Source organism: Xanthomarina sp. F2636L (genome assembly GCF_026410195.1).
Lineage (GTDB): Bacteria > Bacteroidota > Bacteroidia > Flavobacteriales > Flavobacteriaceae > Xanthomarina.
On record NZ_JAPMLM010000068.1, the window covers coordinates 423574 to 446943 of the forward strand.

At 33.9% G+C, this 23370-nt stretch carries 19 protein-coding genes; 14 read left to right on the forward strand and 5 right to left on the reverse strand.

Translation table 11 applies throughout. The features are described 5' to 3' along the window. Nucleotides 1-66: 66 nt before the first annotated feature. From OS191_RS09355 to OS191_RS09365, 3 genes are read left to right on the forward strand one after another with little or no spacing between them, the layout of a single operon-like run. The gene (locus OS191_RS09355) at nt 67-6450 is read left to right on the forward strand and encodes an NIDO-like domain-containing protein (protein WP_267155427.1); all 6384 of its coding nucleotides are present in this window, start codon (nt 67-69) and stop codon (nt 6448-6450) included. 23 nt (nt 6451-6473) lie between these two features. Then, nucleotides 6474-7382, forward strand: coding sequence for a PorP/SprF family type IX secretion system membrane protein (locus tag OS191_RS09360; RefSeq protein WP_267155428.1), 909 nt, complete (start codon nt 6474-6476; stop codon nt 7380-7382). Nucleotides 7383-7400: 18 nt separating this feature from the next. Then, nucleotides 7401-9296, forward strand: a complete 1896-nt coding sequence (locus OS191_RS09365; RefSeq protein WP_267155429.1) for an OmpA family protein — start codon at nt 7401-7403, stop codon at nt 9294-9296. Between the two features lie 63 nt (nt 9297-9359). Here the strand turns inward: OS191_RS09365 and OS191_RS09370 are convergent, their stop codons facing one another. Together OS191_RS09370 and OS191_RS09375 are read right to left on the reverse strand one after the other, a co-directional pair. After that, entirely contained in the window at nt 9360-10904 is a 1545-nt protein-coding gene (locus tag OS191_RS09370; protein ID WP_267155430.1) for an Rne/Rng family ribonuclease, read from the reverse strand. Nucleotides 10905-11288: 384 nt separating this feature from the next. Further along, on the reverse strand, nt 11289-11579 hold the full coding sequence (locus tag OS191_RS09375) for an HU family DNA-binding protein (RefSeq protein WP_007646769.1): 291 nt from the start codon (nt 11577-11579) through the stop codon (nt 11289-11291). Between the two features lie 134 nt (nt 11580-11713). Between OS191_RS09375 and mutY the strand changes: the two genes are divergently transcribed. From mutY to OS191_RS09400, 5 genes are all read left to right on the forward strand, one after another. Next, nucleotides 11714-12754: an A/G-specific adenine glycosylase gene (mutY, locus tag OS191_RS09380; RefSeq protein ID WP_267155431.1), complete on the forward strand. Its 1041-nt coding sequence runs from the start codon at nt 11714-11716 to the stop codon at nt 12752-12754. Between the two features lie 93 nt (nt 12755-12847). Continuing rightward, a complete protein-coding gene (locus OS191_RS09385; RefSeq protein ID WP_267155432.1) occupies nt 12848-13294 on the forward strand; it encodes a single-stranded DNA-binding protein in 447 nt (148 codons plus the stop codon). 31 nt (nt 13295-13325) lie between these two features. Beyond that, nucleotides 13326-14657, forward strand: a complete 1332-nt coding sequence (locus OS191_RS09390) for a gliding motility-associated protein GldE (protein ID WP_416236420.1) — start codon at nt 13326-13328, stop codon at nt 14655-14657. Further along, the gene (gene gldD, locus OS191_RS09395; protein WP_267155433.1) at nt 14654-15244 is read left to right on the forward strand and encodes a gliding motility lipoprotein GldD; all 591 of its coding nucleotides are present in this window, start codon (nt 14654-14656) and stop codon (nt 15242-15244) included. The genes OS191_RS09390 and gldD overlap by 4 nt, the downstream gene beginning before the upstream one ends. 60 nt (nt 15245-15304) lie before the next feature. Next, nucleotides 15305-16429, forward strand: coding sequence for a M23 family metallopeptidase (locus OS191_RS09400; protein ID WP_267155434.1), 1125 nt, complete (start codon nt 15305-15307; stop codon nt 16427-16429). 60 nt (nt 16430-16489) lie between these two features. On the opposite strand, the gene OS191_RS09405 is transcribed toward OS191_RS09400, so the two are convergent. Beyond that, entirely contained in the window at nt 16490-17029 is a 540-nt protein-coding gene (locus OS191_RS09405) for a heavy-metal-associated domain-containing protein (protein WP_267155435.1), read from the reverse strand. 89 nt (nt 17030-17118) lie between these two features. Between OS191_RS09405 and OS191_RS09410 the strand changes: the two genes are divergently transcribed. The 4 genes from OS191_RS09410 to rpmA all read left to right on the forward strand — a co-directional run bounded on the left by OS191_RS09410 (nt 17119) and on the right by rpmA (nt 19655). Then, nucleotides 17119-17997, forward strand: a complete 879-nt coding sequence (locus OS191_RS09410; protein ID WP_267155436.1) for a DMT family transporter — start codon at nt 17119-17121, stop codon at nt 17995-17997. Nucleotides 17998-18112: 115 nt separating this feature from the next. Further along, nucleotides 18113-18568 carry a DUF4199 domain-containing protein gene (locus tag OS191_RS09415; protein ID WP_267155437.1) on the forward strand — a complete coding sequence of 152 codons (456 nt, stop codon included), beginning with the start codon at nt 18113-18115 and terminating at the stop codon, nt 18566-18568. Between the two features lie 97 nt (nt 18569-18665). Then, nucleotides 18666-19352 (forward strand): 50S ribosomal protein L21, encoded by a 687-nt coding sequence (gene rplU, locus OS191_RS09420; protein WP_267155438.1) that lies wholly within the window; start codon nt 18666-18668, stop codon nt 19350-19352. 42 nt (nt 19353-19394) lie between these two features. Then, nucleotides 19395-19655: a 50S ribosomal protein L27 gene (rpmA, locus tag OS191_RS09425; RefSeq protein ID WP_267155439.1), complete on the forward strand. Its 261-nt coding sequence runs from the start codon at nt 19395-19397 to the stop codon at nt 19653-19655. 88 nt (nt 19656-19743) lie between these two features. Here rpmA and OS191_RS09430 read toward each other — a convergent pair whose 3' ends face one another. Together OS191_RS09430 and ahcY are read right to left on the reverse strand one after the other, a co-directional pair. Next, nucleotides 19744-20217, reverse strand: a complete 474-nt coding sequence (locus tag OS191_RS09430; protein WP_267155440.1) for a DUF1569 domain-containing protein — start codon at nt 20215-20217, stop codon at nt 19744-19746. A gap of 300 nt (nt 20218-20517) precedes the next feature. After that, nucleotides 20518-21834 (reverse strand): adenosylhomocysteinase, encoded by a 1317-nt coding sequence (gene ahcY / locus OS191_RS09435; protein WP_267155441.1) that lies wholly within the window; start codon nt 21832-21834, stop codon nt 20518-20520. 135 nt (nt 21835-21969) lie between these two features. On the opposite strand from ahcY, the gene OS191_RS09440 reads away from it, so the two are divergent. After that, nucleotides 21970-22599 (forward strand): 4'-phosphopantetheinyl transferase family protein, encoded by a 630-nt coding sequence (locus OS191_RS09440; RefSeq protein WP_267155442.1) that lies wholly within the window; start codon nt 21970-21972, stop codon nt 22597-22599. 27 nt (nt 22600-22626) lie between these two features. After that, nucleotides 22627-23361, forward strand: a complete 735-nt coding sequence (locus tag OS191_RS09445; protein ID WP_267155443.1) for a phosphoglycerol geranylgeranyltransferase — start codon at nt 22627-22629, stop codon at nt 23359-23361. Nucleotides 23362-23370 lie beyond the last annotated feature (9 nt).

The window sequence follows — 23370 nt, forward strand, 5'->3', positions numbered from 1 at the left end:
TAAAATATAATCTTAAGCTATTAGTAATTAATGGCTTATATAAAATAACTAACCTATTTTTATAAAATGAAAAAAATTACGCTATCTCTACTGTTTGGGTTTATTTCCTTGATTGGATTTTCTCAAATAGGTTTAGTAGAAAATTTCGACGCTGGATTAACCTTACCTCCAGGATGGACTGGAACTGGTTATTCAGGAACTCCTTTTAACCCATGTAGTGTGGTTTCTCTTAGAGCCAATTTAAGTGCCTCTAACTTAACAGACGATTTAATATCTCCAAACATTGTTGGAGAATCTAATGGTACAGATTTAACAGTTGCCTTCGATTATAAAATTGTCGATTGGTCTGCAGCAGTGGACCCTACACCTCCAGGTTGGGGACAATTTAATGTGCAATACTCTACAAACGACGGAGCAACATGGATTTCTATAGGCACCATAGATGACATCAATCATCAAACTGCAAACACCTGTGCCAACGTTAGTTATGTAATACCAGCAGCTGATGTTCCAATTGGAACCAATGTTAAGTTGAGATTTGAAAACATTTACTTTTCTGGAAACTATTATTTTTATATAGATAATGTAACGGCAACTCAGGTTGTTGTAGACCCTCCTTCTTGTTCACCATTAATCAATCCTACAAATGGAGCTACAGGAGTAGCTATCACGGAAAACCTAAGCTGGCAACCAGCTACAGGAATTCCTTCAGGATACACACTTTCAGTTGGAACATCACCTGGAGGAACAGAATTAGTAGATAATGTAAACACAGGACTTTCTACAACGTATGATCTTCCTGATTTAGAATATTCTACAACATATTATGTAAATATTATACCTTTTAATGATAATGGTCCTGCAGTTAACTGTCCGGAGCAAACTTTTACTACTGGAGCAGATCCTAATGCACCTGTAGACTGTAGCAGTGGTATACCAATAAACACGGTTTTTTGTTACACAAATAACGACACCACAACCTTTAGTTTTCAAAGTTCTGATGGCTCACCTTTAGTGGTTGTATTCAATTCAGGAAGCACTGAAAATAATTATGATGAACTTATTATATTAGATTCTGATGGGACTACCAATTTAAATAATGCAACCCCCTATGGAGCTGCTGGTAACCTAGCTGGTTTAATGTTTATTTCCTCTGGTGATACTATTACAGTGGGAGTCACTTCAGATGGTTCAGGTATTAGCTGTACAAGTAATCCTTGGGATTTTGATGTATATTGTTTAGATACAACTGCTTTACCAAATTGCGATTCTGTATTAACTACGCCTACTAATGGTGCAACAGATGTAGATGTAGCTACACAAATAACTTGGACACAAGCATCTGTTTTTGTAACTGGATATTTTGTTTCTATAGGTACAACTCCTGGAGGAACAGATATTGCTAATAACGTAGATGTTGGAGATGTACTTACATATACACCAGCAACAATTCTACCTTATGAGACTGTAATTTACGTTACTATTACACCTTATAATGACAATGGTTCAGCTGAAAACTGTATAGAAAACTCCTTTGAAACTAAGTTAAATCCTTATCAGTGTCCAGCAGAAGACCAATGTGTATTTACTTTCACACTTGAAGATAGCTGGGGAGACGGCTGGGGTGGTAATACCATGACTGTGTCTCAAGATGGGTTAGAAATTGAAATATTAGAATTAACTGGGGGATCAGGTCCAGTAGAAGTAAACATTCCTCTATGTGATGGCATCCCTTTTGAACTATTTTGGAATAATGGCGGATCTTTTGCAAATGAAGTTATGATATTTGTAACAGACGCCTTTGGTGATGTTATTTACACATTACCAGCAGGAAGTGGTGGATTAAGAGGAACCTTACTGTTTTCAGATATGGTTAACTGTACACCTCCTACATGTCCTAGACCATCAGATGTCACTGTTGGTGAAATAAACATGACAGATGTTGAAATATCTTGGACAGAAACAGGAGCAGCTACTACTTGGGAAGTGATTGTACAACCTCTAGGAACTGGATATCCAGATGGTACTGAACCAGAAATTATTCAAACTACTGATAATCCTTATTTATATGAAGGTTTAGATGCTGCAACACAATACGAAATTTATGTAAGAGCCGTTTGTGCTGCTGATGATTTAAGTGATTGGGAAGGTCCAGTAGCTTTCGATACAACAATTTGTGATGCGGTAGATCAATGTAATTTTACGTTTATTTTAGAAGATAGCTGGGGAGACGGCTGGGGTGGTAATACCATGACTGTGTCTCAAAATGGAATAGATCTACAAACTTTAACCTTATTAACTGGCTCTGGTCCATTAGAAATTCAAGTACCACTTTGTGACGGCGTTCCTTTCGAGTTGTTTTGGAATAATGGTGGCTCTTTTGCTAGCGAAGTGATGATTTCAGTTACTGATGCCTTTGATGATGTAATTTATACAATGCCAGCAGGAAGTGCTAGTTTACAAGGAACACAAATTTTTTCTGGTATTGTAAACTGTACACCGCCAACTTGCCCAAGACCGGACGATATAACAATTGTGGATGTAAATCCAACATCTGTTGAGGTATCTTGGACTCCTGGGGGAGCTGAAACCACATGGGAAGTTATTGTTCAGCCTATAGGTAGCGGGTATCCAGACGGGACTGAACCTGAAATTATTCAAACTACTGACAACCCTTATTTATATGAAGGCTTAACTCCTGGAACAGAATACGAAATCTATGTAAGAGGTATTTGTGCTGCTGATGATTTAAGTGATTGGGAAGGTCCAGTGACCTTTAAAACACAAATCTCTGTAGATTGTGCTGCCGGACAAGTTATTAATACAACCTACTGTTACCCTAATGGAACCAATGGTGTTTATGTTGAAATCTTTAGCTTTCAAGGTTCTGGAGGATTCCCTTTAAATATTTTATTTAATTCTGGAGAAATAGAAAACTGTTGTGATACCATCAGGATTTTAGATGGTGATGGTAATATTATTTACGAAGGAACTAATGGTGGAGATCTTACCGGTTTTGCGCTTACAACTCCTGGAGATTCATTTACAATATTATTAGAATCTGATGGCAGTTTTAGTTGCGAAAGTGGCAGTAGAGACATATGGGATTTTGATGTATGGTGTCAAACATGTATCCCTCAAACAGCAAGTTTTGATGTAATTAATGGAGACTGTATTACGGACCCTGACAATCCTGTTTTTGAAATTCAAGTAGATATTTCAGATATGGGAGATGCGACTACTTTAGATATTACCGACAACCAAGGTAGTGCACCACAAACAGCTACAGAAACTGGAACTCTAGTTTTCGGACCTTATGCTGCAAATACCAATGTTATTATAACAGTAGCTAACGCAGATGATGCAAATTGTATTATTGAAAGTAATCCTTTAGCATTCTTATGTCCACCGCCACCTAACCCGTGCTCTATTGCATATGCTGGTGAGGATACATCTGTAGATTGTAACACTCCTGACGCCCTTTTAAGTGCAAACTTCCATTTGTACGGTCAGGACACTGAAAATTACGATATTAATGCAATTGACACATGTCCTTCTCCTCCTGTAGATGGAGCAACACCTACAAGTATAAACATTGACGACAGATGGTCGGAAGTTTTAGACCTTGGTTTTGATTTTTGCTTTTATGGAGGCGTTTATAATCAGGTGATTATTGGATCTAATGGTGTAGTTAGTTTTGAAACACAACATGCCGGCACATATAATGAGTGGGACTTACAACCATTTGGAGGTGGACCATCAACTTTACCTAACACTACAAACACAACAATTACAGAAGCTAATATATTTGGTGTTGGGCATGATATAGACCCATCTGTGTGTGGTAGTATTGATTATGTTGTACTTGGATCTGCTCCATATAGACAGTTTGTAGTTAACTACAATGCAGTATGTCATTTTGGATCTTCTTGTAATTCAAATACTTCAACATCTCAAATTGTACTTCACGAATCTTCTAATAATATTGATATTCATGTTATTAGTAAGCCAACTTGTACGTCCTGGAACGATGGTCTTGCTGTTATTGGAGTTCAAAGTGTTGATGACTCTCAAGCGACAACACCTCCAGGTAGAAATACTGGGGTTTGGACAGTAACAGAAGAAGAGTCTTGGAGATTCTCACCTTCTGGAACACCAAATTATACTTTACAGTGGCTTGACGAAGAGGGTACAGTTTTAGGAACAGAAGAAACTGTAACAGTTTCTCCAACTCAAACTACCAACTATACTTTTGAAGTAACTTATGAACTATGTACTGGTGGTACAGCAACAGTATCAGATATAGTGGAGGTTGAATATATAAATCTTTCAACTTATGATGGTTCATTTGAAATAACAGCTTCTTGTGATGGTGCAACTTCTGTTATTCTTGGAGATACAGGAGGTACGTTTGCCTTCAGTCCAGAACCTGGAGATGGAGCTGTAATAGATGAAGCAACTGGTGAAATTACTAATGGGGTTCCTGGAACTACTTATACTGTACAATATACAGTGGGAGAAGTTTCTTGCCCAGCTATAGTTACAGAATCTGTTACCATTCCTCTATCCGATGCTTCTTTTACGTTAATTGCTAATTGTGATGGCGCTATTGCTAACATAACCGGAACTACAGGTGGAACATTTAGTTTCAACCCTGAACCAGGAGATGGAGCAAATATCGATCCTGTAACTGGAGAAATAACTAATGGTATTGTAGGAACTACTTATACCGTAGAATACGCTACTCCAGAACCATGTAGTACATCAAGTACTCAAACTGTAACTGTTCTCGGAGTGGATGATGCGTCGTTTACTTTAACCGCAAATTGTACGGGAGCAACAGCAACCATAACTGGAAATACAGGAGGAACATTTACTTTTAACCCTGTACCAACCGATGGCGCAACTATTGATCCTACAACAGGTGAGATTACAAATGGCGTTACTGGAGCTACATATACGGTTGAATATACAACCATAAGCGATTGCCCTTCAACAACTACAGAGACTATAACAATTCCTGATGTTGACGATGCGTCGTTTACTATAACTTCAACATGCGATGGTGGAACTGTTGTTATAACCGGAGACACAGGTGGAACATTTGCTTTCAACCCTGTACCAACAGATGGAGCAACTATCGATCCTGCTACTGGTGACATAATTAATGGAGTTTCTGGAACAACCTATACAGTTGAGTATACTACTTCTGGAACTTGTCCAGCTTCTAGTACTGAAACAGTAACAGTGTTAAATGCAGAAGATGCATCGTTTACTATAACACCTTCTTGTACTGGAGCTACTGTTATTATAACTGGAGATTTAGGTGGAACATTTACGTTCAACCCTGAACCTGGAGATGGTGCAATTATCGATTCTGCTACAGGTGAAATTACTAATGGTATTTCTGGAGCTTCTTATACAGTTGAATATACCACTGGAGGAGATTGTCCTGAAACAAGTTCACAAACGGTAACTCTAATCCCTGGTGGAAATGCAGCATTTACTTTAACAGCTAATTGTTTTGGTGCAACTGCAACGATAACTGGAGATACAGGTGGAACATTTGCATTTGACCCTGTACCTTCAGATGGTGCAACTATAGACCCAACAACGGGAACTATTATAAATGGGGTATCAGGAGCGACTTATACAGTAACATATACTACTGCTGGAACATGTGTAATTACCAGTACAGAAACAGTAACTGTTTTAGATGCAGAAGATGCAACTTTTACAATGACGGCAACTTGTGATGGAGGAACAGCAACTGTTACTGGAGATGCAGGTGGAGTATTTTATTTCAACCCAATACCTTCAGATGGGGCTACTATAGACCCAGCTACAGGGGAAGTTACAAACGGAACAGAAGGTATGACTTATTATATTGAATACGAAACTCCTGGTCCATGTTATGCTATAAGTGTTCAAACAGTAACTGTTTTAAACAATGATACAGAAGTCCTCTTTAACGTAACACCAACTTGTGATGGTGCTACTGTAGAAATTATTAGTGGAGATGTGACAGGTGGTTCTTTTGCTTTAAATCCTGAACCTTTAGGAGGCGCTGTAATTGATCCTCTAACTGGTGAAGTAACTGGTGGAGCATCAAATACTAATTATACCATAGAGTTTACTACTGGAGGTGACTGTCCTGTAATTACATCTGAAACATTTACAACAGATACCTGTGTTATTCCTCAAGTAATTACACCAAATGGAGATGGTTTTAATGACTCTTTCGATTTAAGTGGATTTGATGTAAGTAGCTTAGAAATCTTTAATAGAAATGGGATTAAAGTTTACAGCAGAACAAATGGTTATACAAAAGAGTTTGAAGGAATATCTGATAACGGGAATGAGCTACCAACAGGAACTTATTTCTATGTAATGAGATATAAAGGAAGTGAAGTAAAATCAGCTTGGTTATATATTAATAGAGAAAAGTAAACTAACACAACCAAATTTTAATAATGAAAAAAATATATATCATTCTCGTATTCTTGTTTGCATTACAAATGCAGGCACAACAAGACCCTCAATACACACAGTATATGTATAATATGAACATCGTAAACCCAGCTTACGCTGGGTCGTACGATGGTGTAGCCATTGGACTTTTATACAGAAGTCAATGGGTAGGTTTAGACGGCTCTCCAAATACAGGTACTTTTAATGTAAGTGCTCCTGTAGGTAAAAGAGTTGGGGTTGGACTTTCTTTTATCACGGATGAAATTGGTCCAGTAAAAGAAAATAATGTCTATGCCGATTTCTCTTATACATTACCACTAGGTGGAGAACATAAATTAGCTTTCGGTATTAAAGCCGGAGCCACATTCCATGATATTGGATTGGTTGGAATAGATGCTATTGACAGTAACGATCCATTTTTGCAAAGCGATATTAATGAAGTGACACCAAACATTGGAGCTGGAGTTTACTTATACCAACCTAATAAATACTATGTCTCTGTATCCATGCCAAACATGCTAAACTCTGTGCATTTAGATGCAAATGGTTATAAAATAGGTTCAGAAACACAACATGTATTTGCAGCAGCAGGTTATGTGTTTGATATTTCAGAAAATTTTAAATTGAAACCACATACCATGTTTAAAATGGCTTTCGATGCTCCTGTGAGTTTCGATGTCAATGCCAATGTGTTTATGTACGATTTAGTTGAAGTAGGTGTTGGTTATCGTTTAGAAGATTCTTTCAGTGCAATGGTTAATTTCTTAATCACTCCAAATTTAAGAGTTGGATATGCTTATGATAACGTTGTTTCAGATTTAGATGTTGCAACCTCAGCGTCGCATGAGATATTTATTAATTTCGATATCCCACTGTTAAAGAAAGTCTCACGTTCACCTCGTTATTTCTAATTACTTAAGCTAAACATTATGAAAAAATTAAAAATATTTTTTACACTTATTTTAATGAGTAGTTTAAGTTTAACTGCTCAAAATAAAGATACCCAAAATGCCGATAAGCATTTTAATAAATTTGAATTTGTAGAAGCCATCACAGCTTATAATAAGCTTGTAGAAGATGGTAAAGGAGATGCCTATGTATATGGACAATTAGCAGAAGCAAATTACAACATTTTTAGTACTGCTGAAGCTGAACGTTGGTATGCAAAAGCACTTGAAGCAAATCAAGACAATCCGGAAATGATTTTCAAATACTCTCAGATGCTTAAAGCAAATGGAAAGTATGATGAGTCGAATAAATGGATGAAAAAGTTTGCAGATGTAAAACCTAAAGATGAAAGAGCCATAGCTTTTAAAGCTAATCCAGATTACATTCCTGGAATTTTACAAGGAGAAAAATTATACGATATCAAATCTTTAGAATTCAATTCGGAGTTTACAGATTTTGGTGGAACCGTAAAAGATGGAAACCTTTATTTCTCTTCAGCTAGAAATAAATCTAGAAGAGATTATGGCTGGAACGAAGAACCTTTTTTAGATATTTATCGCGTTGCTGTTGGCGGAGATGCTGCTGGTATTGAAGCCGAAGCAGTAAATGGTGTAAACACCAGGTATCATGAAGGATTAGTTTCTTTTAGCCCAGATGGAAATACCATGTATTTTTCAAGAGAAAGTTTCTTTGAAGGTGACTTTGAAAAAAATAAAGAAGCAAAGACTAAAAAAAGTTTATTGTATTTATTTAAGGCAACTAAAGATGGTGAAAAATGGGTAGATGTTCAACCTCTATCTATAAACAATAAAGAGTACTCAATAAAAAATCCATCAGTTAGTAAAGATGGTAAAACGTTATATTTTGCTTCAGATATGCCAGGAGGTTTTGGTTTATTCGATATTTATAAAGTAGCCATTAACGATAATGGAACGTTTGGTACTGCTGAAAACTTAGGTTCTAAAATAAATACTGAAGCTCAAGAAATGTTCCCTTTTATAAGTGATAAAGACGTGCTTTATTTTTCTTCTAATGGGCATTTAGGTCTAGGAGGTTTAGATGTATTCCACACAACTGAATCTGGGAAAGTAGTAAACGCAGGAGTTCCTGTAAATAGTAATGCAGACGATTTAGCATTTACAATAAACGAAGAAACAGGTGAAGGCTACGTGTCTTCTAATCGTGAAGGTGGTAAAGGTGGCGATGACATTTACGGTCTTAAACGTTTAGAACCATGTAACGTAAATGTGCTTACAACCGTTGTAGATAATAAAACAAATAATCCTTTAGCTGGAGTAGCAGTTACTATTAAGGACGCAAATGGACGTGTTGTTTCCACTCAAACATCTAATAAAGATGGACAAGTAGCATATACCGTGTCTTGCGATAAAACTTTAGAGATTTCAGGAGTATTTAAAGACTATTTAAGCAACTCTGTTACTTACTCTGGTAGTAAGGAGAAAGAAGCTTTAATGCAGCTTAATTTAGATCCTATCGAGGTTATAATTGTTAAAGACAAGGTGGTTTTAAATCCTATCTTGTTTGATTTCGATAAATCTAATATTACAGAACAAGGTGCTTTTGAATTGGATAAGTTAGTGGCAGTTATGACAAAGTATCCTCAAATGGTTATTGTAGCAGAATCTCATACAGATAGTAGAGGTCCAGCAAAGTATAACGAAAAACTTTCAGATAGACGTGCTAAATCTACTGTTCAATACGTTATTTCTAAAGGTATTGATGCTAGTAGAATTTCAGGTATTGGAAAAGGAGAAAATGAACCAAAAATTGATTGTGGTTCTAAATGTACTGAAGAAGAATACCAAACAAACAGACGTTCAGAGTTTATTATAGTTAGTGGAGGTTTATCTCAATAGAATAAACAAACTAATTATCTCGCATAAAAAAAGCCTTGCTAAATGAATAGCAAGGCTTTTTTATTATTTAATTTGATTACCATCTTTATCAAAAAAATGATATTCTAAGTATGTGTAAGCATCTCTTGGTAAAACTTTAACCCATTTCTTATGTTCAAAAAACCATTTTGAACGAATAGATGGAATACCTTTTGTTAAAAAGGCTGCTATAAAAGGATGTGTGTTTATAGTTATCTTTTTATAGTCTTTCTTTAATAATTGCTCTAAATCGTGATTAATCTTTTGAATCAAAACAATTGGTGCTTCAACTTCTTCGCCACTAACACCATTAGGGTTATCCTCTCTGGTTTTAATGTTCATTTCAGGTCGAACACGTTGTCTTGTTATTTGTATTAATCCAAATTTACTTGGAGGCAATATTTTGTGTTTAGCTCTATCGTGTTTCATTTCATCTCTTAGATGATTGAAGAGCTGTTTTCTGTTTTCAGCTTTGTTCATATCAATAAAGTCAACCACAATAATTCCTCCCATATCTCGAAGGCTTAATTGTCTTGCAATTTCGGTTGCCGCAATTAAATTTACTTCTAAGGCAGTATCTTCTTGGTTGTTTTCTTTATTAGATCTATTACCACTATTTACGTCAATAACATGTAAAGCTTCTGTGTGTTCTATTATTAAATAGGCTCCTTTTGCCATTGAAACAGTTTTTCCAAAAGACGTTTTTATTTGTCTTTCTATTCCAAACTTTTCAAAAATGGGTACATTAGATTGATATAACTTAACTATTGATTCTTTTTTTGGTGCAATCTCTTGCACATAATCTTTTATTTGAATGTAAAGCTCTTCATCATCAACATGAATACTTGTAAAGGTGTCATTAAAAATATCGCGCAAAATTGACGATGCTTTATTAAGTTCACCTAATACTTTACTTGGATGATGGGCTTTATGTAGCTTTTTACACATTGCGGTCCAACGACCTAACAAATTTTGTAAATCTTTATCTAGTTCAGCTACTTTTTTGCCTTCAGCTACTGTGCGTACAATAATACCAAACCCTTGTGGAGTTATACTCTTTACAAGGCGCTTTAATCTGTCCTTTTCTGTTTTACTTTCTATTTTTTGTGAAATAGAAATTCTATCAGAAAAAGGTACTAAAACAATATATCTACCAGCAATAGAAAGCTCTGAGCTTATTCTAGGGCCTTTTGTAGAGATAGGTTCTTTAGCAATTTGTACTAAAATAGACTGATTTGATTTTATGACGTCGTTAATTTTGCCGTCTTTATCAATATCTTTTTCAAATGGGAATTTGTTAAGAGTAAAATCTCTTAGTTTACCTGTGCTTACACTTTTTGTGAATTTTAAAAACGAGGGAAGTTTTGGTCCTAAATCATGATAATGTAAGAAGGCATCTTTTTCATAGCCTACATTAACAAAAGCAGCATTTAAACCAGGAACAGCTTTTCTTACCTTGGCAATAAACACATCGCCAACAGAAAAGTTATTACTCCCTTCATCCTTTTGTAATTCAATTAGTTTTCCATCTTTTAATAAGGCAAAATCAACATGTTCTGAACCAGATCGAATAATCAATTCTTTATCCATTTTGTTAATTTTTATCCATACAATTACGTACAGATGGATGATACAATTTTTATATCTAATTGTATAAATACAACTAGATATCATGTTATAAGTTATCCATGGGTCGATCCCATTTTATAGCTTAAAACATGTCACAGGATTTAAAAAATCCGTGGAGTTTATACGCATGCAAGGTTAGGCATAATATTATAAACTCATTTCAATGAACGTGAATACTGTAAAACCAAAAAAGTAGTTATCTAACTACTTTTTCGACTTATTTCTTCTTTTTGTGACGATTAGCGCGTCTTCTTTTTTTACGCTTATGCGTTGCCACCTTGTGTCTTTTTCTTTTTTTACCACTTGGCATAAGTTATGCTTTTTAAAAAATTAATATTATAGGCCTTATTTAACCTCTACGTTTGTTTTTACTCCTTCTACAAATACTTTTGCAGGTTTAAATGCTGGGATGTTGTGTGCAGGAATTTTAATTGTTGTGTTCTTAGAAATGTTTCTTCCAGTTTTTTCTGCTCTAGTTTTCACTATAAAACTACCAAAACCTCTTAAATACACATTATCACCACTCTCTAAAGAAGTCTTTACTTCTTCCATAAATGTTTCAACAGTTGCTTGAACATCGCCTTTTTCAATTCCTAATTTTTCAGAAATTTTTGTTACTAAATCAGCTTTAGTCATTTTTAATCTATTTAAGTTACTATTAATTATTTAAAGGGATGCAAATATAAGAATTTAATATTCAATATTTCAAACCTAATTCATTTAAATTTAAGATTATAAACCTTTATTTTTGCTCTCAATATACATTTTTAATGACTATTACGAAAACTTTAACATCTTGGTATTCAATTAACAAACGCAATTTCCCCTGGAGAAACACTACAAATCCATACTGTATTTGGCTCTCCGAAATTATTTTACAACAAACACAAATCAAGCAAGGACTGCCTTATTACGAAGCTTTTATACATAAATACCCTACAGTTTTCGATCTGGCAAACGCTTCAGAAAGCGACATTTTAAAATTATGGCAAGGTTTGGGTTACTATTCTAGAGCTCGAAATTTACATGCTACAGCAAAACATGTTGTTGAAAATTTAGATGGACAGTTTCCAGACAACTATAAAGATCTTCTAAAATTAAAAGGTATTGGAGATTATACAGCAAGTGCCATTGCCTCTATTTGTTATAACGAAAATACAGCTGTTCTAGACGGTAATGTATTTCGGTTTTTATCCAGGTATTTTGGAATAGACACTCCTATTAATACTACTCTTGGATTTAAAACATTTAAGAACTTAGCTCAAGACATTATAGACCCAACTAATCCAGCCGAACACAATCAAGCCATTATGGATTTTGGCTCTAGACAATGTTCGCCTTCCAGCCCAGATTGTACTATTTGTCCTTTTAACAAAACATGTGTTGCCTATAGAGATGGATTGGTAAATAGGTTACCTGTAAAACTAAAAGCTAAAAAGCCTGTGAAAAAATATTTCAACTTTTTAGTTTTTGTTTCCAATTCGGGCGAAACCATTTTGGAAAAGCGTGAAGAAAATGGCATTTGGAGGAATCTTTACCAATTCCCTTTAATTGAAACTGAAAAAGATATTCATTTAAATAAATTTCATTCTAGGTTAAAAGCTCACAATCTTATAAAACATATAAATTACGAACTCACATTATATAATGATACAGAGATCATTCACAAATTATCTCATCAACACCTTTATACTAAATTCTGGATTATTAGTGTAAACGGATTACCCGTTCCTGGTATTCCTATAAAAAATATCAGAGATTATGCTGTGCCTGTTCTAATTGAAAAATTTATTGACGACTTTAATTTTTAATTCTTTAACAAATTCAATCATTATTTTTTATTAATTTTAAAGAAATGAAAAGCAATTACGTAATTTTGCTAATTATTAATATATAAACAAATTATGTCTGGAACTTTAAATAAAGTCATGCTCATTGGGCATTTAGGTGATGAAGTAAAAATGCACTATTTTGATGGTGGAAATTGTATTGGTCGTTTTCCTTTGGCTACAAACGAAACTTATACAAACAAACAAACCAACGAGCGTATTACTAACACTGAATGGCATAATATAGTTGTGAGGAACAAAGCAGCCGAAATTTGCGAAAAATATTTATCCAAAGGGGATAAAGTATATATTGAAGGTAGAATAAAAACTAGAAAATGGCAGGACGATAGTGGAAACGATAGATACTCTACCGAAATTCACTGTACGGATTTTACATTTTTAAGTACTAAAAATGAAAACGAAAATCAGCAAGCAAGTAATCAAGCTGCTCACAAACCAGTTGATAGCAACAAAAATCAACCTGGTCAACAAATAGAAAAAGAAGACGATCTGCCTTTTTAACCATAATATTGTATAATTAAACCTATAATCATTGGATCCTGAACCCACGAGTTTTTATGCGTTAATATCAACAACCATCCAAAACGACTTAATCGGGATGATTGATTTTTCAATCGTTTTTGGTTTTGGACTGCTTATTCTATTACTTATGTGCTCTGCTCTTATTTCTGGCGCTGAAGTAGCGCTTTTTTCTTTAAACAGAACGGATATAGAAGATGGTTTAGAAGCGAACCCAAATACCTTTAAAATTATTTCTTCACTTTTAGAAAGGCCTAAAAAACTATTAGCAACCATCTTGGTAGCCAATAATTTTATAAACATTGGTATTGTTATTTTGTTTGCCTATTTAGGCAATTTTTTATTTACTGGAATATCACAACCTGTTATTCGATTTATTGTAGAAGTCGTTGTAATTACATTCTTAATTTTACTATTTGGAGAAATTTTGCCTAAAATATATGCTAGCAGAAATAAATTAAAATTCTCTAACTTCATGGCTTATCCTTTAAGAGTTTTAGATGTTCTCTTTTCGCCTATAAGTTTACCCATGCGAAGCATCACATTGGGTATTCATGGGAGGTTAGGGAAACAAAAATCTAATTTAAGTGTAGACCAGCTTTCGCAAGCCTTGGAGTTAACTAGCGAACACGACACCACCAAAGAAGAACAAAAGATTCTTCAAGGGATTGTGTCTTTTGGAAACACAGACACCAAACAAGTTATGCGTCCAAGAATCGATATTTTTGCATTAAATATCACTCAAAAATACTTGGAGATTATCCCTGATATAGTAAACCATGGATATTCCAGAATCCCTGTCTTTGAAGACAACATAGATAAAATTAAAGGAATTTTATATGTTAAAGATTTGCTTCCTTACATAGATAGAAAGCAATTTGATTGGACAACTCTTTTAAGAGAGCCGTTCTTTGTTCCTGAAAATAAAAAACTAGACGATTTAATGGCAGAGTTTCAGGAGAAAAAAGTTCATCTTGCTGTGGTTGTAGATGAATATGGAGGTACTTCTGGGCTTATTTCGTTAGAAGATATTATTGAAGAAATAGTTGGAGATATTAGCGACGAATACGATGATGAAGGGTTGGTATATTCTAAACTAGATGACAAAAATTATGCTTTTGAAGGCAAAACAGCTTTAAAAGATTTTTATAAAATCATCAAACTGGAAGATGATATGCTTTTTGAAGATGAAAAAGGAGAAGCAGAAACCATTGCAGGTTTTGTTTTAGAAATTTCTGGTGGATTTCCAAAAATTGGAAGTAAAATAAAATTCGAAAATTACGTTTTTACTATTGAAGCTTTAGACAACAAACGTATTAAACGAGTAAAAATCACCTTACCATGAATCCAATAAAATATCGTGTTTTAGTTATTAGTACCTTATTTTTGAGTCTGTCTTGCGCCCAAGATCCTGTGCCAAAACCTCAAGCTTATTTAAGATTAGAATTTCCTGAAGCTTCATATCAAAAATTAGAGACTAATTTACCATTCACTATAGAAAGAAACCTGTTAGCAACCAAGATAGAAACCAAAACTATTAAAGGCCCAACAGAAAGTTATGGCATTACAATTCAATACCCAAACTTAAAAGGTTCCATCTACCTTACCTATAAAAGCATTGATAATAAGAAAGAGAATTTAATAGCCTTTTTACGCGATGCTCAAAAATTCACCCAAGAACACACCAAAAAAGCAGATGAAATAGTTGAACAGCCATATGAAAATAATAAAAGAAGAGTATATGGCATGTTATACGAAGTTGGTGGAAACGCAGCTTCTCAATCACAATTTTATGTCACAGATAGCATCAACCACTTTTTAACAGGCTCTTTATATTTTTACGCCAAACCTAATTACGACTCTATTTATCCAGCTGCCAAATATCTTGAAAAAGACATCAAGCATATTATGGAAACTGTTTCCTGGAAATAGAACCCTTTTAAAATATTTTTTATATTTATCCTTTAACTAAATATAATTAGTCTTTAACACATGCCTTTTTCACGTATTACTACACTTGTTTTATTAGTTTTTATAATTATTTTTTCTTGTAATAAAAATGATAATATAGAAATGGATACTGATTTCTATATAGCGTTACCTACTCCACCAGTTAAAGTTATAAATACAAGTGGCTCATGGCTGGTTTACGAGATGCATATTAAAACTTCAGCTATAGAAAAGGTAGATATTTTTTATGATACTATTTTATTATTGTCTTACTCAGATTTTATCACGAAAGATAATTTGCACATTGCAAGTATTTGGCTTGAGTATCCTGAAGAAGGTTGGGAGAAACAGAAAATTGTACATGAATTTGAATATCGAGACTCCAGAAATACGCTACAGTTACACACTTTTAATTTAACAGTTGAAAATCAGTACACAAATCCTAAAACAATTCAATTTCCGGTACCTCAAGGTGTTTGGTTAGCAGAAGGCGCTCCTGGCTGTACCTCTTATCACACAAGAGCAATATTTCCATATCAAAATTTAATCTACGATGAAACACAAAAGGGTTATTTAATAGGAAACAACCCTCAACGTTTCGCCATAGACTATGCCTTATTAAAAAACAATCTCCCATATATAAATAATGGTAAAAATTTAACTGATTGGTACTGCTATAACCTTCCTGTTAAAGCTGTAGAAGGAGGGAAAGTACTTTTTACTGAAAACAGTATTCCAGATAATACTACTCCTGGAGAATTAGATTACGAAACCAATACTTCCAATGCTTCAGGAAATGTCGTGTATATTGGACACCCTGATGGCACCATTAGTGTTTATTGTCATTTAGTGCCAAATTCAATTGTAGTAAATGTGGGAAACATTGTAACAACCGGTCAAATTCTAGGGCGCCTGGGCAACTCAGGGAATTCATTTGCACCGCATTTACATATGCATATACTAACAAACCCAGAAGACAAAGAATTAATAGAGTATGCAGATGGTCTTTTTATGGAAAGTCTTCCATACAAATTTTCTGAATTCAATAAATTAGGAGCCTTGGCTCCAGGCTATCTAGATGAAAGCCCAATAATTCCATTTACTCCAAATATGCATGAGAGTCATTCTGAAATGCTACCATCTGAGAGTGATGTTATAGAGTTTTAAATAAAAAAAGCATCTCTCTGAACATTTCAGAGAGATGCTTTTTTTATAAGTTAAGAAAAATTAAGCTTTCCCTTTATCGGCACAACAAGCCATTTTACAGTCTTCTTTACACGACATTTTCTTGTCCGTTGAAGTTTCAGAAGTTTCTGCTTTGTCTGCGCAACAAGCTTTTTTACAGTCTTTATCGCAAACTTTTTTATCAGCATCTACATCTTCACCAAAAGCATCTACAGTATGCATATCTGTAACAGAATACATATCTCCAGCTTTTTTAACAACTTCTTCTAAAGATGTTGCGTTTACTTTAGCTTCATCATACTCAACCATAGCTAATTTCTTGTCAAAATCTACTGATGCAGATTTTACACCTTCCATTTTTGCCATTTTCTTTTCAATGGTTTTTGCACAACCCATAGCGCATGTCATTCCTTCAATGGTAAACTCTGCTTTTGCATAAGTAGCATTTAGATCTAAAGAAGCTACTTCTTCCGTAGTTGTTTCAACTTCAACTGTTTTTACTTCAGGAGTTGTTTCGTTTTTACAAGCTGTTACAAAAACAGCTAAGAGTAATAACCCGATAATATTTTTTAATGCTTTCATTATTTTTAAAAATTAATTTACATACAAAATTACTAATAATTACTATTTATTGCATCAAAAATAGCAATTTTGTGCTTTGATAAAAATATATGAAGAATATTCAGGTTAAATGGTTGTATTTATTTGTCTTGTCCTTAATTTGGGGAAGCTCTTTTATTTTAATTAAAAAATCCCTTCTCGGTCTAACTCCTTATCAATTGGGCGCCTTAAGAACTATCATTACTGCTGTGTTTCTATTTGTTGTAGGGTTTAAAAGTATCAAGAAAATAGAAAAATCTCAGTGGAAATGGATTGCGCTTTCAGGATTTTTGGGTTCGTTCTTTCCTGCATTTTTATTCGCCGTTGCCGAAACTGAAATTGATAGTGCTGTTGCTTCCATTTTAAATTCCTTAGTACCTCTAAACACCATTTTACTTGGTTTTGCTGTATTTAAAATTACCTCCACAAAAAGACAGGTTTTAGGAGTTGCAATTGGATTTATAGGAACAACCATCCTAATTCTAAAAGGTGCCGAATTAAATCCAGAACAAAATTACTTATTTGCAGGCTATGTTATTCTCTCTACTATTATGTATGCTTTTAATGTAAATATTATTAAAAGTCATTTGCAATTTGTAAAACCCTTAGGAATAGCTACTGGAAACTATGTGATGATAGTAATTCCGGCCATTATAGTATTAGTATTTTCTAATTTTTTTAGTGCTCAAACTTTCGAAAACCCAAACTTTAAAATGTCTTTGGTTTACGTTACCATTCTATCATTTTTTGGTACAGCTTTAGCTAAAGTGTTTTTCAATAAGTTAATTCATATGTCCACTCCAGTATTTGCCTCTTCGGTAACGTATTTAATGCCAATTGTGGCTTTAACTTGGGGATACTTAGATGGAGAAAGTTTTACGTTACTTCAAGGTTTTGCAACTATCATTATATTGTTAGGGGTTTATTTATCTCATAAAAGAAAACAATAATAGAATTCTAATAAGAATTTAAGCTACTTTTTTTAAACTGAAATCGTGAATTTTATAAAAATATTATGCATTCTGTAAAATAATCACGAAATTTAGTAGCATTAATTCCTTAATTATGAACACTTCAGCTAAAATTTCGATTAAATATGGGTTTATAACTGCCATATTATTAATTGCCTATTTTCTAATATTGAAACTTATGGGAATGCATAATAATCCCTGGCTAAGACTGTTTAACGGACTTATCATGGCTTTAGGAATTTACACTGTTATAAAACAATATAAATTAATTTCGGGTAACGAGTTTACTTATATAAACGGATTTAAAACCGGTTTAATTACTGGGTTTTTAGCCACTTTTGTGTTTGCTCTTTTTATGGGTATTTATATGTTTCATCTAGATGTAGAATTTATGAATAACCTGCTAAAAGATTGGTTTCAAAACGATGGTTATGGTGGAGGTATTTTAATTTTCATAATTCTTATTGAGGGCCTGTCTTCAACTACTGTTCTAACACTAACTTTTATGCAAATTTTCAAAAACAGTAAAAATGTTCCTCAAAACGAATAAAACGTTTGTAATTTAATTAATTAGCAGTATATTTGCACCCGCTTTCCTATAGGTTAGCAGATATATTTTAAACAAATTAATAAATAAACGTTACGCTATGTACGCAATTGTAGAGATAGCAGGGCATCAATTCAAAGTTGAAAAAGACCAAAAAGTCTTTGTTAATCGTTTAGCAACAGAAGAAGGTAAACAAGTGTCTTTTGACAATGTACTTCTTTTAGCTGATGGAGACAAAGTTACTGTAGGCGCCCCAGCTATAAACGGAGCTCAAGTAGGAGCCAAAGTTTTAAAGCACCTTAAAGGTGATAAAGTAATCGTTTTCAAAAAGAAAAGACGTAAAGGATACCGTGTAAAAAACGGACACAGACAGTCTTTAACTGAAATCGTAATTGAAAGTATTGTTGCTTCAGGAGCTAAACCAGCTGCTAAAGCCGAAAAGAAAGCCGCTCCTGCTAAAAAAGCTGAGCCTAAAGCTACTGCTCCAAAAGCAGAAGCTAAAAAAGCTGCTCCAAAAAAATCAACTGCTAAAGCAGATGATTTAAAGAAAATTGAAGGTGCTGGACCAAAAGCTGCAGAAGCTTTGGTAAACGCAGGATACGAAACTTTCGCTAAAATAGCTAAAGCTAAACCTGAAGAATTAAGCACTGTTTTAACTGAAGCTAGCTCAAGATTAGCTCACATAGTTACAGACACTTGGCCAAAACAAGCTAAATTAGCTGCTGATGGTAAATGGGATGAACTAAAAGAATTACAAGAAAGATTAGACGGTGGAATTGAAAAGTAATTTTCGTTTCATTTAATATTAATAATATAAAACCTTAAGACAATGGCACATAAAAAAGGAGTCGGAAGTTCGAAAAACGGTAGAGAGTCAGAATCGAAACGTTTAGGTGTTAAGATTTATGGTGGTCAAGCTGCAATAGCTGGTAACATAATCGTTAGACAAAGAGGTACTGCACATAATCCAGGTGAGAATGTGTATGCTGGAAAAGACCATACTTTACACGCTAAAGTAGATGGCTTAGTAAAATTTACAAAGAAAAAAGATAATAAATCTTATGTTTCTATTGAGCCTTTTGAAGCTTAAGAAACTGTTTCTTTAAAATTTACCGGAGCTTTGCTTAGGTAGATTTACCAACTAAAAAAAACCCCATCAGGAGACTGAAAGGGGTTTTTTATTTTGCTTTTGCCGTTATCGCATTTATTATCTTTAAATGATGATTGGTGTGTAACTCCAAAAAACGATGTACTCTTTTTTTATTTATATCACCAAATAAAGGATGTTTAAAAAAAGCATTCTTATCTAGATTAGGTATGATATTAATATGCACTCTTGCTTCCTGGAGCTGATTTAAAAGATCTTCTTTTAAAATAACTTCAGGAGGTTTTACATGTTTTGGAGCCTTAGCTTTTCCTCTTGGAAAAAAGCCAAGTGTAAAAAACAGCTTTCCTAATAGGCTAAAATTATTTTTATATAAAGTAGAATCTGAAGACTGAAGTGCTAGAATAACATTATTAACAACCTTAAAACTATGATCTATATGCCAAGCAATATTAGCTTTAGAAACATTTGGGTTAACAATTTCATGATGTTCTATATGTTTCTCTAAAGAATTAATTAGCTGGTCTAACTTTTTTTGTGAGCTCATCAATATGGTTTTAAGAGGTTGAATATAACCATTCCTAAACAAAAAGCAGCTGTGATATAAAAGCATCTTTAGCTAATTAGTCTGCGTTAGGGATTGAACGGGATGTTTAAACTCCCGACTTTGAAAGAGAGAGTAGTAAAATATTTATATTCACTATTACTTAATTTAAAATAAAAACCAATAAGTAAAGCCAGACCCTTTGGGAAACGCAAAAAAAATCCCAAACAATAATTGTTTAGGATTTTTTCATATTTCTAAAAGCGAAGCTGCCTTTATTCTAAAGACGCTAGCGGTCTTTTTCTAATATCTATAATATTCAGGTTTAAACGGGCCTTCTACTTCTACTCCAATATATTTTGCTTGGTCTTCACGTAGTTCCGTTAATTCAACACCTATTTTAGCTAAGTGTAATTGCGCTACTTTTTCATCTAAATGCTTAGGTAGCATATACACTTCGTTTTGGTAAGCATCTCTGTTTGTCCAAAGTTCTATTTGAGCCAAAGTTTGGTTGGTAAACGAGTTACTCATTACAAAACTAGGATGCCCTGTAGCACAACCTAAATTCACTAAACGACCTTGCGCTAAAAGAATCACATCTTTTCCGTTAATAGTATATTTATCAACTTGTGGTTTAATTGTATTTTTAGTGTTCCCGTGATTTTTGTTTAACCAAGCCATATCAATTTCGTTATCGAAATGTCCAATATTACAAACTATGGTTTTATCTTTCATAGCTTCAAAATGACGGCCTTGAACGATATCTTTATTTCCAGTAGTTGTAATAACAATATCAGCATTGCCAACAACCGTTTCTAGTTTTTTCACTTCAAAACCATCCATAGCAGCTTGTAACGCACAAATTGGATCGATTTCTGTAACTGTAACAATACTACCAGCTCCTTTAAAAGATGCAGCAGTACCTTTTCCTACATCTCCATATCCACAAACAACCACTCGTTTTCCAGCCATCATAATGTCTGTTGCACGACGAATAGCATCTACAGCACTTTCGCGACAACCATATTTGTTGTCGAATTTAGATTTTGTAACACTATCATTTACATTAATTGCAGGCATTGGTAAAGTTCCTGCTTTCATACGTTCGTATAATCTATGAACTCCAGTAGTCGTTTCTTCTGAAAGACCATTAATTCCTGCAGCAAGCTCTGGATATTTATCTAAAACCATGTTGGTTAAATCGCCACCATCATCAAGAATCATGTTTAATGGTTTTCTATCTTCTCCAAAAAACAAGGTTTGCTCTATACACCAATCGAACTCTTCTTCATTCATATCTTTCCATGCATAAACAGCAGTTCCTGTAGCAGCTATAGCAGCAGCAGCTTGATCTTGAGTAGAGAAAATATTACAAGAACTCCAAGTAACTTCAGCTCCTAAAGCTTGTAAAGTTTCAATTAAAACAGCCGTTTGGATTGTCATATGTAAACAACCAGCAATTCTAGCTCCTTTAAGAGGTTGAGAATTTTTGTATTCTTCACGAAGACTCATTAGTCCTGGCATTTCAGCTTCAGCTAATTCAATTTCTTTTCTTCCCCAATCTGCAAGTGAGATATCTTTTACCTTATTTGGTACGTAAGCAACAGTTTTTGTATTCATTATTTCTAAATTTCTTTTGTTTTATTAAAGTCAACATTTTTGGTTTAGCACTTAAATTCGCTAAATTCGCTACGTTAAAAATGAGACATTCGCCTTAGGCGGTGCAAAGATAACCAATAACTTTTAAAAAATTAAATGCCTCTATACAAATCCTTTAGTCCTAATTCCCAAACAATTGTTAAAATCTGGAAGATCACAGAATCTTACGACCATTTATTACAGGCTGTTACTTTAAAACCTGAAAACATGGAACGTGTTTTAAGAATGAAAAGCGAATTACACCAAAGAGGGTTTTTAAGTGTTAGACATTTATTAGCAGAATTTGGTTATACAGATGCCGATTTATATTATGATGAAAATGGCAAGCCTCATTTAAAAGACGGAAAACATATTTCCATTACTCATTCATTTACATTTTCTGGCGTTATTGTGAGCGATTTTAAAGTAGGAATAGACATTGAAAAACAACGAGATAAAATTGGTATAATTGCTCATAAATTCATGGAGTATGAGTTTCAATATTTGAAAAAAGATGAAACAGATTATATTAATAAACTAACCGTTATTTGGTGTATTAAGGAATCTTTATACAAGCTTTTTGCAACGCCTGGATTAAGTTTCCTACAACATACTTTAGTCATTCCGTTTACTATTGAAGAAGCTTCTACTGTTGCTTGGATAGATTATGAAGATAAAAAATATAGATTTAATTCGGCCTTTTTTGAGTTTGAAGGGTTTACTTGTGCTTATGCCCTGCCTTCTTAATTTTAGCAAACAAAATAATGACAATTAATGACTAATAAGAAAGCACTGTATCAAAGCATATTAAAATCCATTTTAGAGGATAAAAAGCTTTTGGCTGTCTTAATAGATCCTGATAAAATGGCCATTGAGTTAACTTCAGGTTTTATTAAGAAAGTGAATGGTTCTTTAGCTACACATATTTTTGTTGGGGGAAGTACTGTGGATGATTTTGCTACAGAAAAATTGATTTCAGAAATTAAGAAACATACTACTTTGCCAATTATTCTTTTCCCTGGAGACGTATCTCAGATTACAGATCAAGCAGATGCCTTGTTGTTTTTATCTTTGATTTCTGGTAGAAATCCGGAGTATTTAATTGGAAAGCAAGTCAAGTCTGTTTCAAAATTACGCCAATTGCAACTTGAGGTGATACCAACAGGATATCTTCTTATTGAAAATGGAAAAGTAACATCTGTTCAAAAAGTAACAGCTACAAAACCTATGTCTAAAATCAATGTTCAGGAAATTGTAGATACTGCGAAAGCTGGAGAATTATTAGGAATGAAATTAATATATCTTGAAGCAGGTAGTGGCGCTATGGACCCAATTCCTTCAGACATAATAACTAAAGTAAAAAAAGAATTATCTATTCCTTTAATTATTGGAGGAGGTATTAGAACAAAAAAACAATTAGAAGAAGCTTACCTTTCTGGAGCAGATTTAGTAGTTATTGGAACTGCTTTTGAGGACGATGAGACTTTCTTTGAAGAACTAAAAATGTAAAGAAACATC